This is a genomic window from uncultured Oscillibacter sp., assembly GCF_950073225.1.
Lineage (GTDB): Bacteria > Bacillota > Clostridia > Oscillospirales > Oscillospiraceae > Oscillibacter.
On sequence record NZ_CATMPS010000008.1, the window covers coordinates 1 to 14884 of the forward strand.

The window sequence follows — 14884 nt, forward strand, 5'->3', positions numbered from 1 at the left end:
TGGGGCAACAAGAAGTACATGAATATGAGGCACCTGGAAGCTGCTCTGGAGGACACCTCTATTGCCGGCTGACTTCATTCCACCCAGAGTCTGCATACTAATTTGCGAAATAATCTTGACACTACCCCATCCACAACTGGCAGTTTATCCAAATTGCGATATTCCTTCATAACACATTGCCTCACATAGAACTGGTAATTCTCAATAGCTGCCTCTTGCTCTGGGGAACATATAACGGGATTCTCTCCAGCACGTAGCAGTTGATAGTCAAGAGAATACGCCTTATCAATTCCAAAAATCAGATGTTCGGCCAACTCGGTATTTAACACAGATTTTTCCCGACTGGCCTCCTGTTCAATGGCTTTGCAGTGCATTTCCCATCCTTCAATTTCTTCCGCTTTGCTCATGGGTCTGGTTCTATAGTCCTCCATCGTGAGCGAAGCATCCGGGATGATTTTATAGTGAGCCTCATACTGTACGGTTCCTTCTCTATGTAAAGCCTCCAGATTGCTTTTCAGGATATCCTTCACCTTCTCGGATATGATACTACGATATTCCTTTTCACCAGGGGCCATAAACTCATTTCGTTTCCATAAATTATAGTCCAGCTCATTGGTCTGCCGCTCTAATTGCTTCATCAACTCGGAATTGTTTTTCTTCAATTCGTCGAAATACCTGGAGAATACACCTACTTGATTCGCCAGAGTAGAGTATTTTCCCTCAAACGTTCCCAAGCTCACCAGCAGCGGCTTTATATCGTCAGCATATATTCCATGTTTTCCCCTGCCGTCATTTTCTTTAGGCAGTGGTGGATTGTGAATTTTGGTAACAATCACAGCATTTTTCTTGACACACGACGGGTCCGCTTCACATAGTTTCCGATATTCCAAATAACGAGATAGGTTAGCTTTGACTATATCCAGGTTATTCTTTCCTGTAGGTGGTTTCCTGCCTGTAACCGCACAAAATAGTTTAGAAAATGAAGGAAATATTGCATTTATGTCGATATTTCGCGTTTCATAATTATATTGAGTTAATTTCTTTTCCATGTATCACTCCTTTCATAGAAAACCAATTCACAAAACACTGGTACTTCTTCCCTGTTTATATTAACTATTATTATAGGGAGGTAAGAAGTACCATAAAATTTTCGGATGGTCAAAGTGTGGTACTTTTTCGGTCCCCTATATATTAGATAGCTAAACTTCTTGCGGATATTTAAGTAACTGTTTATTGCTCTTTCCTACTGCATTTTATCGCCCTCCTACTCTTATCCGAAAGCCAAATAGAACCCTCGCCAGAATCATCCAGCGAGGGCTCAACATTAGGTGTTATCCCCAGACCGCTTTCATCATCTCAGTCAAAGTGCCATCTCATATTCCAAATTCCGTGTTCCAGTCAAGTTCCGTGTTCTTTACCATTGGGCCCGGGGCTAACTGATGAGTACATATTACCATACATCGCTCCATTTGTCAAGGCGATTTTGGAATTACTCATCCGAAAAATGATTAGTTTATCTAAAATTTTAGATTAATTCATTTTAATTTGTGAAGAAAAGTTATGAACAAATTGCACAATGCCTTGACGCCCAGGTATCTCTAGGTGTATAATACCTGTGATAAATAAATTTTGAAAGGGGAACCAGAAATGACTACTTCAACAAAAATCCTAACCCACTACGGCTAGATGCCGACACGCTCATGCGCCTTATCACCGTATCTGCGTGGCGAAGAAAGGAGAAATTATGCCACGCCCAAAGAAAAAGATTACAGCTCAGAACAAGAAGCCTGAACCGGGAAGAAAAGCAAACGGTATGGGTTCACTCAGACAGATAATCAGAAATGGTAACGCCTATTGGGAGGGCCGATTCTCAGTAAAGGACCCCGAAACCGGAAAGCTGAAACAGCATTCTATCTCTGGGAAAAATAAAACCGAAGTCGAGAAAAGATTACGCAAGGCACTTGTAGAAGCCGAAGAAGGAACCTATGTAGAACCCTCCAAAATAACCGTGGGCCAATGGCTGGACATTTGGCTGGAGACTTATCTGAGCAATGTGCGGCCTTATACGGTCCTGAGCTACACCCAGCACGTTAACAACCATATCAAACCAGCACTTGGCGAAATAAGGCTCGATAAGCTGCGCACCCATTCGATTCAGCAGTTTTACAATCGTCTCGGAATGGCTCATGGGGATAAACCTGGCCTGTCCCCTAAAACTGTGCAGAATATCCATGGAGTGCTTCACAAAGCATTGCAGCAAGCGGTTAAAATCGGCTATCTGCGTACAAATGCTTCGGATGCCTGTGAATTACCCAGGGCAGAAAAAACGGAAATCAAGCCTCTGAGCGAAGAAGAAATTCAAACCTTCATGAAAACCATAAAGGGCCATAAATTTGAAACCGTCTTTTTGGTGCTGATGTTTACTGGCATACGCCGTGGGCAGGTTTGCGGTTTGACCTGGGACCATGTAAACTTTGAGAGAAATACCATCTACATCAACCGACAACTCCAACAGATTCCAGGTCAGTCTGGAGTTTTTCACCTTACGCCTACAAAGAATGGAAAAGGACGTACTATTACCGCCGCCGCCTTTGTTATGGATGCTCTGAGGCAGTATAAGGTTCAGCAGACAGAAGCACGATTAAAAGCCGGACCCGATTGGCAGGACGAAGGATTTGTATTCACAAATCACCTGGGGCGGCATCTTTCTCCCAACACGGTCTATAACAACTACAAGCGGTTAATGGCCTCTATTGGCTTACCGCAAGCCCGGCTCCATGATTTGCGTCATACCTATGCTACCATTTCTCTTGATGCTGGGGACGATATCAAGACGGTACAGGAGAATTTAGGGCACCATACCGCCGCCTTTACTTTGAGCCAATGCGCCCATTCCACGGAGAAGATGAAAACGGAGAGTGCTGCCCGGATGGACCAGTTTATCAAAGGGGTTTCCGGCGCATAAGCAGAAATTAGGGAAACTGTTGGGAAATCGATGGGAAACCAAAAGGAAAAAAGCCTGTAACCATTGAGATTACAGACTTTTTCGTGGTGGAGCGGCCGCAACCAACGGTGAACACCCCACAAAGCCGGAAACAGCGCTTTCAAAGTGTTCTTCTATCTCGTCCAGCAGAATGTCGTCAATCGTAATCGGCCTGTCCCCGCCGTTGAGAATCAGCGTCATTCTGTCGTCGTAAAGGTAGATGGCCCGAAGGAAGATATTCACCATCCCCCGGCGGTTGTTCTCGTCGTTGACATCTCCCCGTTTCAACGAGTAGAGAAACGCTTTGATTTGCGGTGCGGTGAATGTGGCCTGCTTTCCCATCTCTATGGCAAGCTGGCCCTGCAACTCGTCCTTTTCCCGCTTGCGCTTCTCAATGCGCTCGGTAATCATATCCACCGCCTGCCTGCGCTCCAAGGCTTTCCACAGGTTTTCTATGGCTGCGTCCGCCTCTTGTATTGCCGCCTTGATGCGCCTGATGGCGGAGCTGTCATAGTCGGCCTCACAAGCGGCGGCAACCGCAAGGGAAATCTTTTCAATATTGCTGTCCGTCAACAGCTTGCGGCACTCCAAAACAACCCTGTCCTCAATTTTCTGCTTGTTGACAACTTTCTTCCGGCAGGTCTTTTTCTTGGCGCTCTTGCAGGCGTAGTAGCGATAGGCCGTCCCGGATTTTCCCGTCCCGCCATAGCCGGTCATCATCTCCCGGCAGTAGCCGCAAAATAGCTTCGTTGTCAGCAGATATTCCTCTCGCCCCCTGGAACGGGCGGGAGCTTTTTTGTTTCGGTCAATGATGTGCTGTACCCGCTGAAAAAGCTCGTCCTCAATGATGCGGGGCATACCGTCCGGCGTTTCCGTATCCTTGTAGATGTAATAGCCGATATACCGCTTGTTCCGCAAAAGCCGGTGCAGGCTGTTCTTGTTGAACTCCTTGCCTTGGGAGGTCTTGACCTGTTTCGCGTTGAGATATTTTGTGATTTCAGCGACGGTCTTTCCGCTGGCGTACATCTCGAAAATCTCCCGGACAACGGCAGCGCCCTCTGTGTCAACATGGAAGCGGCGTTCCTCGTCCACATAGTAACCAAGACCCGGATTGCTCCCATTGCTCAAACACTTTTCAGCGTTGATGTCCATGCCCCGCCGTATCTTTTGGGACAGCTCCGCCGAGTAGTATTCGGCCATGCTCTCCAACACGCCCTCCACCAAAATACCGCTGGCGTCGTCACTGATATTTTCTCTGGCGGAGATCACCCGGACGCCGTTCTTTTTGAGCTTGGCCTTGTTGATGGCGCTGTCATAGCGGTTCCGGGCAAAGCGGTCAAGCTGATAGACAAGCACACCCTCAAAAATGTGTTTGTCGCTGTCGGCAATCATGCGCTGAAACTCGGCCCGGCTGTCTGTCGTGCCGCTCTGCGCCCGGTCGATGTATTCACCAATCACGATATGCCCGTTGTTCTTGGCAAACTCATAGCAGGTTTGAAGCTGGCCCTCAATGGATTGCTCTGTCTGGCTGTGGCTGGAATATCGGGCGTAAATGACAATGTTCACTCTTTCACCCCCTCCAGCATTTCAACGATGGCTTTTTTCAAGCGGTCATTCATGGGTGAGGCGGGGTCAAAGCACATCTCCACAAACCGCCTCATGTCCTTATCTTCTTCCAGAATTTTTGGCTTGTACTCGTACAGCTTGCCCTGGGGTTTTTCAGTGCGGCAGCAGATATAATCCATCGACACATCGAAGTAATCCGCATACCAGATCAGCACTTTGATGGGAGCGGCGGAGTAGCCTGTTTCGTATCGATTGATGGTAGCCTGGGGGATGCCAGCAATTTTTCCGAACTTGGCTTGGGACAGTCCGATGCCCTCCCGGAGCGTTCTCATTCTTTTGCCTATATCGCTCAAATTGTTCACCTCCTGTCGTACTGATAGTATAGCAGAAAGTGACGTCTCTGTCAATCCAAATTATGAATTGCAAAGAAAGGAGATATGAATACCATGTCAGTATTTCATGTCAAGAAAACCACAGATTACACCGTCATGTCCAACCACCATCTGCGGGACAAAGCCCTGTCCCTGAAAGCCAAGGGCCTCCTATCGCAAATGTTGTCACTCCCGGAAGAATGGGACTACACCCTGCAAGGGCTGGCCTACATCAACCGGGAGCAGATCGACGCCATCCGTCAGGCCGTCCATGAGCTGGAGCGGGCTGGGTATATCGTGCGGACGAGGGAACGGGACAGCCGGGGACGTCTGCGGGGAGCGGAGTACACCATCTACGAACAGCCGCAATCGGTGTCTGCTTTACCGGCGTTGGATTAACCTGCATCGGGAAATCCAATATCGGAAAATCCTATGTAGGTAAATCCGACGCAATAAAATAAAGATATAAGTAAATAAAGAAAAATCAAATAAAGAGTTATCAATTACCCATTCCTTTCCTATCCTTTCTCCTGCCCTCTCCTTTGGGGATGGGCGGCAAAGCCGCCGGAAGGGAATGGAACGGAAGCGGAAAGCAGGGAGACCATATAGCAGCAGGGCTTATCGAGGCCCTTATCTGACCCGCAGAAACCGTACAGACGCGAAGCGGGTGTACGGTTTCTGCGGGTGCCACAAGAGGGGCTGCAGGCCCTCTTGTGTGACAGCATAGTTTCACAGTTCAGCATGAGCCAGGACAGGAGAGCCGGAGTGTCGGCCTCCTGCCCTGGCTTTTTTACGTCCATCTGTACGCCGTTAGAGGCCCGTTTTGGCAGGCGCAGGTCAAATTGTGCTACACCCCTATCGACCGTAGCCGGAAAGCCTTGAAATAGTGGGGCTGTTTTGCCTCTAAAGCGTTACATATCAGCTCTATCCTGGCGGCAGGGGTTCCCCGTCCATTTCTACGCAGTTAGAAGTCCATTTTTGAGGGTGCAGGTCAAATCGTACTACTCCCTATGCGACCGCCGCTTGGAAGCCTTGGCAACAGGGCGCTGAACAGGCCCTAAATGCGTAGTCTGATGGGCTGATTTGGGACTATTAACCGAGGTGTCGGCAAGAGTGCTATGTAGAAAGAGTTACCCCCTGTTTTCGGAAAAACAGATTATAAACACCTTGCCGCTCTCCGACACCCACGAAAAAAGCCTGCGTTTTCAATACCTTTGGGAGTTGCTTTTTCTACGCCTGACCCATAAATTTTCTGTCCCGCTGTTCCGGCGTCTTGGTGCAGACTTTTCGGGTAGCCTGATAAAAATACATCGCTACATCTTTTATGCATCTGTGAGTGTTGCTTCCGTTTTGCATAAGGGTTTGGGAATCCCAACAAGCAAAACGGACACGGCCCGGCAGGGGCCGGATTTGACCGAATTTCGGGAGTGTGGCCACACTCCCTATGCTTGCTACGATAGCGGTTTCCCGTTCTTTTTTCTTAAAAGTACCTCAAAAAAGTCCTGATTTCAAAGTCGCAATCCAAGCTTCAATCGTTTCAGCTAAGACAAACTGCTGACGCAAAACCGCTATACCGATTTCAGGAACCTCCGGCGCATTTTCTTTTTCCCGAAGGTTTTCTTCCAGATAGCTTTTCAAATCCTGCACATTTTTTTCAATACTGGCAACGCAGGATTTTTGCATTTCCAAAGGAACGCTGTCCAAATTTACAATCACAGCATTGAAATCTAAAAACATTCGGATAGGCTGGGCGGAGAGTTCTCCCATCAGCCGCTCAAATTCCTGCTCACCGTTGGCCGTCAGCGAGTAGACTGCTTTTTCCGGCATATTGGTTTCCCGCACAGGGACGCTTTGGAGCAGGCCCTTTTCCTCTAACTGAATGACCTTTTTATAGATAGATGGTGTACTGATTTTTACCCATTTTGAAATATTGCGGTATTCCACAAGCTTTTGAATGTCGTAGGCACTCAGCGGCTGCTTTTTGAGCATCCCAAGGACAATCAAATCTATTGTTGCCATGAAGATTTCCCCTTTCGCACTTGACAACTACTATAAATTATAGTAGTATGTGCTGACTGACAGCTGCTATAAATTATACTACTTCACATTACACCGGCTGTCAAGAGAAAGGAGCAATTTATGGACGGAAACAAAAAAATGGCGTTTCTGGGGAGTGCGCCAATTCCCAAAGCTTTCCTGGCACTGGGCATCCCAACGATGATTGGTATGCTCATTAACGCCCTCTACAATTTGGTAGACACCTATTTTGTAGGCGGGCTGGGGACCGACCAGATGGGCGCGGTCACGGTTGCCTTTCCCCTGGGACAGATTGTTGTTGGCCTGGGCCTGCTGTTCGGAAACGGCGCTGCCGCCTATCTGTCCAGGCTGCTGGGCCGTGGCGACAAGGATACGGCGAACAAGGTAGCGAGTACAGCCATTTACAGCGGCGTTTCCATTGGCGCAGTTGTGATTCTGCTCTCTGTTATCTTTCTGGAACCAATTTTGAAACAAGCTGGCGCAATCGAAAGCGTGATGCCCTATGCGATTACCTACACCCGCATATATATCGTGTTCTCCATTTTCAACGTGTTCAACGTCACCATGAACAATATCGTTTCCAGCGAGGGCGCAGCGAAAACGGCTATGTGCGCGCTGATGGCTGGCGCGGTGCTGAATGTGATATTAGACCCTGTTTTTATCTACACACTGAACTTTGGCGTAGCTGGCGCGGCGATTGCGACAGCGATTTCCCAAATCGTTTCCACATTGGTTTATCTTTGCTACATACTCCGGAAAAAGAGCGTGTTCAGCTTCAGCATTAAAGAATGTTACTTTGCAAAAGAGATTATGTCCGAAATTTTGAAAATCGGTATTCCTACGCTGATTTTCCAACTTCTGACCAGCCTTTCCATCAGCATGATAAACAGTGCCGCCAAGGAATACGGAGGCTCCGCACTGGCCGCCATGGGGCCGGTCACAAAAATTATGTCTATGGGGACACTGATCGTCTTTGGCTTTCTGAAAGGATTTCAGCCCATTGCCGGATTTAGTTATGGGGCAAAAAAGTTTAACCGGCTGCGGGAGGCCATCAAAACTGCTATCCTCTGGTCTACTGCCTTTTGTGTGATTTTTGGTGTTATTGCCGCTGTATTCTCTACGCAAATTGTATCCCTTTTCACAAAGGAAGATGCGGAGATGGTTCGTGTCGGCTCTATTGCGCTACGGGCAAACGGCCTCTCTTTTGTCCTTTTTGGTTTTTACACAGTCTATTCCTTCCTGTTTCTTGTGATGGGAAAAGCCACAGAGGGCTGCATCCTCGGCGCTTGCCGTCAGGGGATTTGTTTTGTCCCTGCTATTTTGATACTTCCAGCGGTTTGGGGATTAGGCGGCGTTCTCTATACACAGCCGATAGCGGATATTATTTCAGCGATTGTCACTGTAGTTATGGCGGTTCGGCTACACAGAGAATTGTGGATAGCAGAAACCCATATCTCCGTCTCCACTCCACCCCAGGAGCATTGATAAAATGAGGTGGTGCAAATGAACGCAGTACAGAATTGTTCTCATTGGATATGCTGTCCTGCCTGTGGCGGAAAGACCCGAATAAAAGTCTACAAGGATACGATACTTGAAAGATTTCCGCTGTATTGCCCCAAGTGTAAGCAGGAAGTGTTAATCAGTGTCCAACAACTGAATACATCCATCATAGAGCCAGACGCACAGACGCAGAGCCGGTAACGTTACGGGAACTTCCCCTATAGTTATCGGCTTTGCCTTTGAAAAGTCGTGGCTAAGTCAAATAAGGAGCAACGGCTTTTAAGAAATCAAAAGCCGTCGCTCCTTTTGCGCTGTGGCGGTACATAGGAGCAGCCGCCATGAAACACAAAGCCATTCTACACAACCTAGCAGTCCAAGATTTATCAAAAAAAGCCTGCTTCCCTCATGGGAGAACTGCGGTCACAACGCTATACTATACGATGCAGATACAGTAAACTATACAATGCAAACCGCCCGGTGGGTCTGTGACCTGCCGGGCGGTTTTTGTCGTTTCCTGCGGTCTGGAAAATTTTCTTCACTTTTTTCTCTGCGGAAATCGGTTTTGCGCGCAAAACCTGTGCCGCTGAACGCTCTGTTAGCGGAAAGGGAAAGTACCACCACCATCCCCAAACGAAAGGGGGTGAGAAGATGAAAACGAACCCCCGCGACTATGGCGAACGGTGCAGGTTTGACGCCTTTTGCAAGACCGTGTTGAAGCATGAGGCAATCGACTACATCCGGGAAATGAAACGGCGGGCCAGCCGGGAAACGTCCTTGGAGCGTCTGCCCCAAACGGCGATGGACAAGCTGTGTTCCGTAGACGATTACCCCAGCGACAGCTACGTGTTTTCGTACTGCGGCTATGACCTGCCGATCAGAAGCGAACGAATTGCCGACGCCTTTGCCAGTCTGCCGGAGCAGGAGCAAAGCATTTTAATTTTGCGGTTGGTTCTGGACTTGACAGACAGCGAGATTGGCGAGGCCTTGGGACTGTCCCGGAGTGCCGTCCAGCGGCGCAGAACAAAATCGCTGAATGTCCTGCGGACAAAACTGACAGCGAGTAAAGGAGGTTAGCACTATGAAGCGCCGTAACTACAAAGGCCGTGAGCTGCTGCCGCTGGCGGTGAGCGATGCGGCCCGCGCCGGGGACGCCGATGCTGTGGAACAGGTCTTGCGGTACTACGAGGGCTACATAAACAAGCTCTGCACCCGGATGGTCTACGATGAAAGCGGCTGTCCCCGCGCCTGCCTGGACGAGTACATGAAAAGCCGTCTGGAAAACAAGCTCATCCGCGCCATTCTCAGCGTGAACTGATAACCGACCCCAGAGGGAGGAACAGCTTACCCTTTCCTTGTTTCTCCCACCTGCGGGCCTTGTCCTGCGTTTTGGAAAGGGGGAACATCTTTGCCAAAAAATCAACCAGATAAAGCGGCCCATGAAATTGAACTTCCACAAGCCATTATAGAAACCTTTGCCCGGTTCCTCGTCCCGGAGATACGGAAATACTATGACAGCGCACAGGGCCAACGGGAGTTTGCGGAGTGGCAGGAAGCACAGAAAAGTAAATCCTACAAGATGTAAAAGAGTAAGAGTATAGGAACAGCGGTGATAAAGCGTTAAAGCCTTATCACCGCTGGCTATTGCGATTAAGTTATCCCTTCGGCGGGAACGGGTCTTTCCCATGTGAGTCCTTATCTCTGATTTGACCGTTTGGGCGATGGATTACTAATTCAGACCCTTGATGCTGCGAAATTTGACGTGCAACATCAATTGCAGCTTTCTGCGTTGGGGTACGTACAGTCGCACGCGAATTTCCAGCTCCCTTGACTTGCCAGCCGCCGCCGGGGTGCGGAGTTACATGTTGATTCTTTCCCATAACACATACCTCATTTCAGCCGAGTAACACGCCCACAGTGGGGACATCTCGATGGATTGGTCACAGGAATGATTTTCTTGCCACAACGGCAAATGTAATATTTGTACTTGATTGTCATTGTTTTTACGCTCCTTTAAAATATGATGTTATATGTCATCACATTTTTGGGAAAAAGCCTGCGTTTATTTTTTCCTTTCTGGATACAGATTTCATATTGCAATCGAGAATCAAGCGTGGTACAATGTAAAAGCATTCATGACAAAGTACAACGTCCCGTGCTTCTGTCATCCCGCAGGACACCGAGTTGCCGCTCGGTGTCTTTCCTTTTTCTTATTATGTGTTATTGTCAAAGAACAGTTGGGGATTACACCCAAAAGCTCCTTTCAAAATTTGTGCTGTAAGGTTTACTTTGGCTCGTGGAGTCTGTAATTCACTCAATCTATGTAACGAGCTTTTTCCAACAGAATCTTTGGTCGCAACCCACACTTGATCGCGTCGATAATCTCCGTCTAACAGCAATGGTTGATGTGAAGTGCATATAAGCTGGGCGTGGTTAGGGTTGCTCTCTTCGCTACTAAATAGACTAATGATTTCCTTTGCAAGTGAGAGATGTAACCCATTCTCTAATTCGTCGATGATAAGGACACCACCCATTTCCAAGACATCATAGAGATACGGGAGAGCCGTAAACAATTTCACTGTTCCTAATGATTCTTCTGCGAAAAAAGTAATTGGGACTTGACTATCTTGTTCCTCACCATTGCTGTAAACGGCATGTTTGGTATCAATACTCACGGTCATTTTCTTTGCAATGATTTCCCTGTTCTCAAAATCGTCCGTATCAATTTTTTGCCGTGCGATTTCTTCTTCTGATGTTGATACACTGATATTTCGAATTGTGGGGTCAGCCTTCTGGATAATGTGTATATACTTTGCTATGCGTTCTTCGGTAAAAGTCTTTTTGGGATTGATTGGGTTTAAACGCCCTGCTGCCATACTAACTACTTGAATCCCACAAATCACAGCATTCAGTCGGGCGGCCAAAGGATTATTCAGCATTGCCGCAACAGGAAGGCAAAGAGCTTCAGGTTTTACTGTTTGCTTTGTTGGTTCAAACCCTTTCAAATCAGAACGAAGCAAAATATCTTTAAAGGAAGGAGATGTGCGTTCTATAAGTTTCTCCGTCCGACGGAATTTTTTTGTTAGAATTTCTCGTACAACTGTTTTCCCTTGAATCGAGAACTCATAATGGTAACTTACTCCGTCTAAAACAATGTCAATTCCAAGCGTTGTTGGCTTGTCTTGATACTGCGTATCAAAGGCAAAGGGCTTTACAGGGGCGTCCATGCCCTTGATCTGTGGTGTTGCTAGAAACTGGGCGCTATTGGTTGCTGTAATCAGAGGGGAGAGAGCTAAAATCCGCTGAATTTCCCTCAAAATCTTGCAAAAGAAGGTTTTCCCCGATCCGTTTGCTCCGTAAAGAAAAGAAACCTTGTTGAAACGCATATCCTCTACTGTGAATGTATTTTCAAGGTGCTCTTTTTTACCCGAATCTGTCTCTGTTGAAAACTCGATTCGTTCGGCAAACGAAGCGAAATTTTCGGCGGATAAGGATTTCAAGATCACGTTATCCATCTGTTTCGCTCCTTTCTTGGCTCATTTTACCACGGAGTCCCGTTGCTGTCAAGATGTTATTTTTTATATTTCGACGAAGATAGCGAAATATATAGTACAACAAAAATTTTGCACAGATGATGCGAAAAAATAAGAACTGAGGACAAATCCTCAGTTCTTAATTCTGCTGACATCAGAGCCACACCATGACGGCAAAGCCGCCTTTGAAATAATAGGTGTTCGTCCAATGTCCATCTGGTGGAGGTGGCGGGAGTTGAACCCGCGTCCGAAAGCACTTTAACGGGACTTTCTCCGGGCGCAGACGGTGATTGCGGAGGGCCTTACCCCTCCTGTTCCCCTCGGAGACGGCACATCGTCACGCCGTCAATTCAGGTGAGCTTCATGATGTGTGGCACAGGCAAAGCTTACTGTACGCACATTTACCGCTAAACGACGCCCTTCCCGGCTCGCGGTCCTTCCGGGTCGGACGGCTGCCTTTAGTTAGGCAGCAACAGCAACAGTGTTGTTGTTATTTGATTTATAATTTGCCCGTTTTATGGCGGTCAGGCGCCGCCGCCCGCTGGTCCCGCCTCCATACCCCCGTCGAAACCCTTACACCCCCGGATGTGTCGCAAAGTCCACTATGCTCCGTTCCCGCCAAGCGCCTTCGGCGGTTGGCGAGAACTGCGCCCGCTCCCTTGCTCCACTTCTTCAAGGGGGATCGGGCTCCCCCTTGAGCAACCCCCACCCCCCTGCGGGGGAACGAGGGAGGAAAGACGGGGGATGGGAACGGGGGACTTGCGCGGGGTCTTGGTCTTTTGGGTGTTTGCAGGTGGAATCGTTAGATTAGTATAGCACAGGTTTGGACCGGTGTGTGTTACGGTTTTGTGACATTTGGGAGAGAGGCCCTTGAGCGGGCCCCCTCCATCTTGTCTTTTCTGCTCAGGTCTTGACAAACTTGACTAAAAGCTGGGAGGGAGTCAGTTTGGCCAGGAGGCGGTAGAATTTATACAGAAGCTTGGGGGTGTAGATCGTGCGGCCCGCTTTGGCGGCGCGGAGAGCGCCCCCGGCTACTCTTACCTGGTCACAGTAAGGCAGGAATTCAAAGGTGCTGGAGCGGCCCGTGATTCCAGCCAACGGGAGAAACTCCGTCGCCATGGGACCGGGACAGACCGCCGTGACGCTGACCTTGCGGCGGCGCAGCTCCTCGTTCAGGCCTACCGTGAAATGGGAGACGTAGGCCTTGGTGGAGGAATACACCGTCATCCGGGGATTGGGGCAGAAGGAGGCAATGGAGGACACATTCAGGATATGGCCCCCCTCGGGCATATAGGGGAGGACCAGGTTGGTCACGGCGGTCAGGGCCCGGACGTTCAGGTCCACCATCCGGGTCTGGGAAGCGGTGTCCATCTCCCCTACCCGGCCCAGACAGCCGCAGCCCGCGCAGTTCACCAGCAGGGACACCTCCGGCTTCTCCGCCGCCAGGCGGTCTTTTAAGGAGATAAAGCTCATGGGGTCGCACAAGTCCAAGGCCAGGCAGGTGGTATGGCGGCCCGGCAAACTGATCGCCAGGCTCTCCAGCCGGTCCTCCCGGCGGGCGATGAGCCAATAACACGCGATGTCGGGAAACACGTCCTCGATTTGGCGGGCCAGCTCCCGGCCCAGGCCGGAGGACGCGCCGGTGATGATGGCGGTTTTCATGGCTTCCTCCTTCTCATGCGCTTTGTTTTGTTCAGCGGGTCTCCGGTTCGGGATAATCCACGCCCTTGGTATCCACGCGAATGGACTGGATGACCACGGGCTTCTTGGGCTTGTCGTCCATCATGCTCCGGGGGACCCGGGAGATGGCGATGGCGTCGTCCACGCCCTCAATGACCTGGCCGAAGGCGGCATACTCACCGTCCAAGTGTCCTGCCGGGGCCACCATGACGAAGAACTGGCTCCCGGCGGAATCCGGGGCCATGGTCCGGGCCATGGAAAGGACGCCTGCAGCGTGCTTCAAGTCGTTCTGGGCGAAGCCGTTGGAGGCAAACTCCCCTTTGATTTCATAGCCGGGCCCTCCCATGCCGGTGCCGTCCGGGCAGCCGCCCTGGATCATGAAGCCGGGAATGACCCGGTGGAAGGTTAAGCCGTCGTAAAAGCCCTTGTTGGCCAAGGTGATGAAGTTATTCACCGTGTTGGGGGCCTTTTCGGGATAGAGCTCGGCGGTCATTTTTTTGCCGTCCTCCATGAGGATGGTGGCGATTGGATTGCTCATGCCGGTCGCTTCCTTTCTGTGCTTTTATTATTTCCAAGCTTAAAACTCGGAAATAATCCATTTGATTTAAGCCGTTTTGCTCGCCGCTGTAAACAGCGGCAACCGCAGAACATGGCACATATTACTTCCGGCCTTTCAGTTCGGAAGTAATATATAGTTTCTTTAAAATTTATCGCGCTTTCATGGCCCGGTCGATCTCCCGTTTGGCGTCCCGCTGGGCGGCGGCGGACCGCTTGTCGTAGTTCTTTTTGCCCTTGCACAGGCCCACCTCCACCTTGACCCGGGAGTCCTTGAAGTACACGGACAGGGGGACCAGGGTATAGCCGTCCTGCTTCACCAGGGCGTGGAGCTTCCGTATCTCCCGCTTGTGCATCAGCAGGCGGCGGGGCCGGACGGGGTCCTTGTTGAAGATGTTCCCCTTCTCATAGGGGGAGATGTGCATCCCGTGGACGAAGAGCTCCCCTTCCTTCACGGAGCAGTAGGAGTCCTTCAGGTTCAGCGTCCCGGCCCGGACGGACTTGACCTCCGTGCCCGCCAGCTCGATGCCCGCCTCATATTTCTCTTCCACATAGTAATCATGGTGGGCCTTCCGGTTTTGGGCGGCGATTTTCACGCCCTTCTTTTCCATCGCGGTCACCTCCTGGAAATCATGCCCGGTTTTTCCGGTATTTAGTATACC

At 49.6% G+C, this 14884-nt stretch carries 16 protein-coding genes and 1 other RNA gene; 7 read left to right on the forward strand and 10 right to left on the reverse strand.

Features of this window, described 5'->3' with window-relative positions:
- Nucleotides 1–74: 74 nt before the first annotated feature.
- Nucleotides 75–1049, reverse strand: coding sequence for a hypothetical protein (locus Q1M04_RS06045; protein ID WP_297998318.1), 975 nt, complete (start codon nt 1047–1049; stop codon nt 75–77).
- 695 nt (nt 1050–1744) lie between these two features.
- On the opposite strand from Q1M04_RS06045, the gene Q1M04_RS06050 reads away from it, so the two are divergent.
- Nucleotides 1745–2965 carry a tyrosine-type recombinase/integrase gene (locus Q1M04_RS06050; protein ID WP_297998316.1) on the forward strand — a complete coding sequence of 407 codons (1221 nt, stop codon included), beginning with the start codon at nt 1745–1747 and terminating at the stop codon, nt 2963–2965.
- A 69-nt stretch (nt 2966–3034) separates the two neighbouring features.
- Here Q1M04_RS06050 and Q1M04_RS06055 read toward each other — a convergent pair whose 3' ends face one another.
- Both Q1M04_RS06055 and Q1M04_RS06060 read right to left on the reverse strand, forming a co-directional pair.
- Entirely contained in the window at nt 3035–4549 is a 1515-nt protein-coding gene (locus tag Q1M04_RS06055; RefSeq protein WP_297998314.1) for a recombinase family protein, read from the reverse strand.
- Complete coding sequence (locus Q1M04_RS06060; RefSeq protein ID WP_204791132.1) at nt 4546–4902, reverse strand: helix-turn-helix domain-containing protein; 357 nt, start codon at nt 4900–4902, stop codon at nt 4546–4548. The genes Q1M04_RS06055 and Q1M04_RS06060 overlap by 4 nt, the downstream gene beginning before the upstream one ends.
- 93 nt (nt 4903–4995) lie before the next feature.
- On the opposite strand from Q1M04_RS06060, the gene Q1M04_RS06065 reads away from it, so the two are divergent.
- Nucleotides 4996–5319: a hypothetical protein gene (locus tag Q1M04_RS06065; RefSeq protein ID WP_366140805.1), complete on the forward strand. Its 324-nt coding sequence runs from the start codon at nt 4996–4998 to the stop codon at nt 5317–5319.
- 1092 nt (nt 5320–6411) lie between these two features.
- Here Q1M04_RS06065 and Q1M04_RS06070 read toward each other — a convergent pair.
- A complete protein-coding gene (locus Q1M04_RS06070; RefSeq protein WP_297998312.1) occupies nt 6412–6939 on the reverse strand; it encodes a PadR family transcriptional regulator in 528 nt (175 codons plus the stop codon).
- A 120-nt stretch (nt 6940–7059) separates the two neighbouring features.
- Here Q1M04_RS06070 and Q1M04_RS06075 point away from each other — a divergent pair, with 120 nt between their 5' ends.
- The 5 genes from Q1M04_RS06075 (at nt 7060) to Q1M04_RS06095 (ending at nt 10039) form a co-directional block, all read left to right on the forward strand.
- Nucleotides 7060–8442 (forward strand): MATE family efflux transporter, encoded by a 1383-nt coding sequence (locus tag Q1M04_RS06075; RefSeq protein ID WP_297998311.1) that lies wholly within the window; start codon nt 7060–7062, stop codon nt 8440–8442.
- Nucleotides 8443–8460: 18 nt separating this feature from the next.
- The gene (locus Q1M04_RS06080; protein ID WP_297998309.1) at nt 8461–8658 is read left to right on the forward strand and encodes a cysteine-rich KTR domain-containing protein; all 198 of its coding nucleotides are present in this window, start codon (nt 8461–8463) and stop codon (nt 8656–8658) included.
- A gap of 447 nt (nt 8659–9105) precedes the next feature.
- The gene (locus tag Q1M04_RS06085; RefSeq protein WP_300346591.1) at nt 9106–9531 is read left to right on the forward strand and encodes an RNA polymerase sigma factor; all 426 of its coding nucleotides are present in this window, start codon (nt 9106–9108) and stop codon (nt 9529–9531) included.
- 4 nt (nt 9532–9535) lie between these two features.
- The gene (locus Q1M04_RS06090) at nt 9536–9772 is read left to right on the forward strand and encodes a helix-turn-helix domain-containing protein (RefSeq protein WP_297998305.1); all 237 of its coding nucleotides are present in this window, start codon (nt 9536–9538) and stop codon (nt 9770–9772) included.
- A 90-nt stretch (nt 9773–9862) separates the two neighbouring features.
- Nucleotides 9863–10039, forward strand: a complete 177-nt coding sequence (locus Q1M04_RS06095; RefSeq protein WP_297998302.1) for a hypothetical protein — start codon at nt 9863–9865, stop codon at nt 10037–10039.
- Nucleotides 10040–10109: 70 nt separating this feature from the next.
- Here Q1M04_RS06095 and Q1M04_RS06100 read toward each other — a convergent pair whose 3' ends face one another.
- The 6 genes from Q1M04_RS06100 to smpB all read right to left on the reverse strand — a co-directional run bounded on the left by Q1M04_RS06100 (nt 10110) and on the right by smpB (nt 14833).
- The gene (locus tag Q1M04_RS06100; protein WP_297300721.1) at nt 10110–10334 is read right to left on the reverse strand and encodes a DUF2188 domain-containing protein; all 225 of its coding nucleotides are present in this window, start codon (nt 10332–10334) and stop codon (nt 10110–10112) included.
- A gap of 333 nt (nt 10335–10667) precedes the next feature.
- Nucleotides 10668–11969: an ATP/GTP-binding protein gene (locus tag Q1M04_RS06105; protein ID WP_297998300.1), complete on the reverse strand. Its 1302-nt coding sequence runs from the start codon at nt 11967–11969 to the stop codon at nt 10668–10670.
- A 235-nt stretch (nt 11970–12204) separates the two neighbouring features.
- Nucleotides 12205–12570: a transfer-messenger RNA gene (gene ssrA, locus Q1M04_RS06110) on the reverse strand.
- Nucleotides 12571–12890: 320 nt separating this feature from the next.
- Nucleotides 12891–13649 (reverse strand): SDR family oxidoreductase, encoded by a 759-nt coding sequence (locus tag Q1M04_RS06115; protein WP_297998297.1) that lies wholly within the window; start codon nt 13647–13649, stop codon nt 12891–12893.
- Between the two features lie 31 nt (nt 13650–13680).
- Nucleotides 13681–14205, reverse strand: coding sequence for a peptidylprolyl isomerase (locus Q1M04_RS06120; protein ID WP_297998295.1), 525 nt, complete (start codon nt 14203–14205; stop codon nt 13681–13683).
- Between the two features lie 169 nt (nt 14206–14374).
- Entirely contained in the window at nt 14375–14833 is a 459-nt protein-coding gene (gene smpB, locus Q1M04_RS06125; protein WP_293279078.1) for an SsrA-binding protein SmpB, read from the reverse strand.
- Between the last annotated feature and the right edge of the window lie 51 nt (nt 14834–14884).

Bases quoted from the DNA above. Each gene is read 5' to 3' on its own strand.
- Q1M04_RS06050 (WP_297998316.1), top strand. From the start codon at position 1,745: ATGCCACGCCCAAAGAAAAAGATTACAGCTCAGAACAAGAAGCCTGAA.
- Q1M04_RS06045 (WP_297998318.1), bottom strand. From the start codon at position 1,049: ATGGAAAAGAAATTAACTCAATATAATTATGAAACGCGAAATATCGAC.
- Q1M04_RS06080 (WP_297998309.1), top strand. From the start codon at position 8,461: ATGAACGCAGTACAGAATTGTTCTCATTGGATATGCTGTCCTGCCTGT.
- smpB (WP_293279078.1), bottom strand. From the start codon at position 14,833: ATGGAAAAGAAGGGCGTGAAAATCGCCGCCCAAAACCGGAAGGCCCAC.
- Q1M04_RS06085 (WP_300346591.1), top strand. From the start codon at position 9,106: ATGAAAACGAACCCCCGCGACTATGGCGAACGGTGCAGGTTTGACGCC.
- Q1M04_RS06100 (WP_297300721.1), bottom strand. From the start codon at position 10,334: ATGGGAAAGAATCAACATGTAACTCCGCACCCCGGCGGCGGCTGGCAA.
- Q1M04_RS06065 (WP_366140805.1), top strand. From the start codon at position 4,996: ATGTCAGTATTTCATGTCAAGAAAACCACAGATTACACCGTCATGTCC.
- Q1M04_RS06115 (WP_297998297.1), bottom strand. From the start codon at position 13,649: ATGAAAACCGCCATCATCACCGGCGCGTCCTCCGGCCTGGGCCGGGAG.
- Q1M04_RS06075 (WP_297998311.1), top strand. From the start codon at position 7,060: ATGGACGGAAACAAAAAAATGGCGTTTCTGGGGAGTGCGCCAATTCCC.
- Q1M04_RS06090 (WP_297998305.1), top strand. From the start codon at position 9,536: ATGAAGCGCCGTAACTACAAAGGCCGTGAGCTGCTGCCGCTGGCGGTG.
- Q1M04_RS06120 (WP_297998295.1), bottom strand. From the start codon at position 14,205: ATGAGCAATCCAATCGCCACCATCCTCATGGAGGACGGCAAAAAAATG.
- Q1M04_RS06070 (WP_297998312.1), bottom strand. From the start codon at position 6,939: ATGGCAACAATAGATTTGATTGTCCTTGGGATGCTCAAAAAGCAGCCG.
- Q1M04_RS06105 (WP_297998300.1), bottom strand. From the start codon at position 11,969: ATGGATAACGTGATCTTGAAATCCTTATCCGCCGAAAATTTCGCTTCG.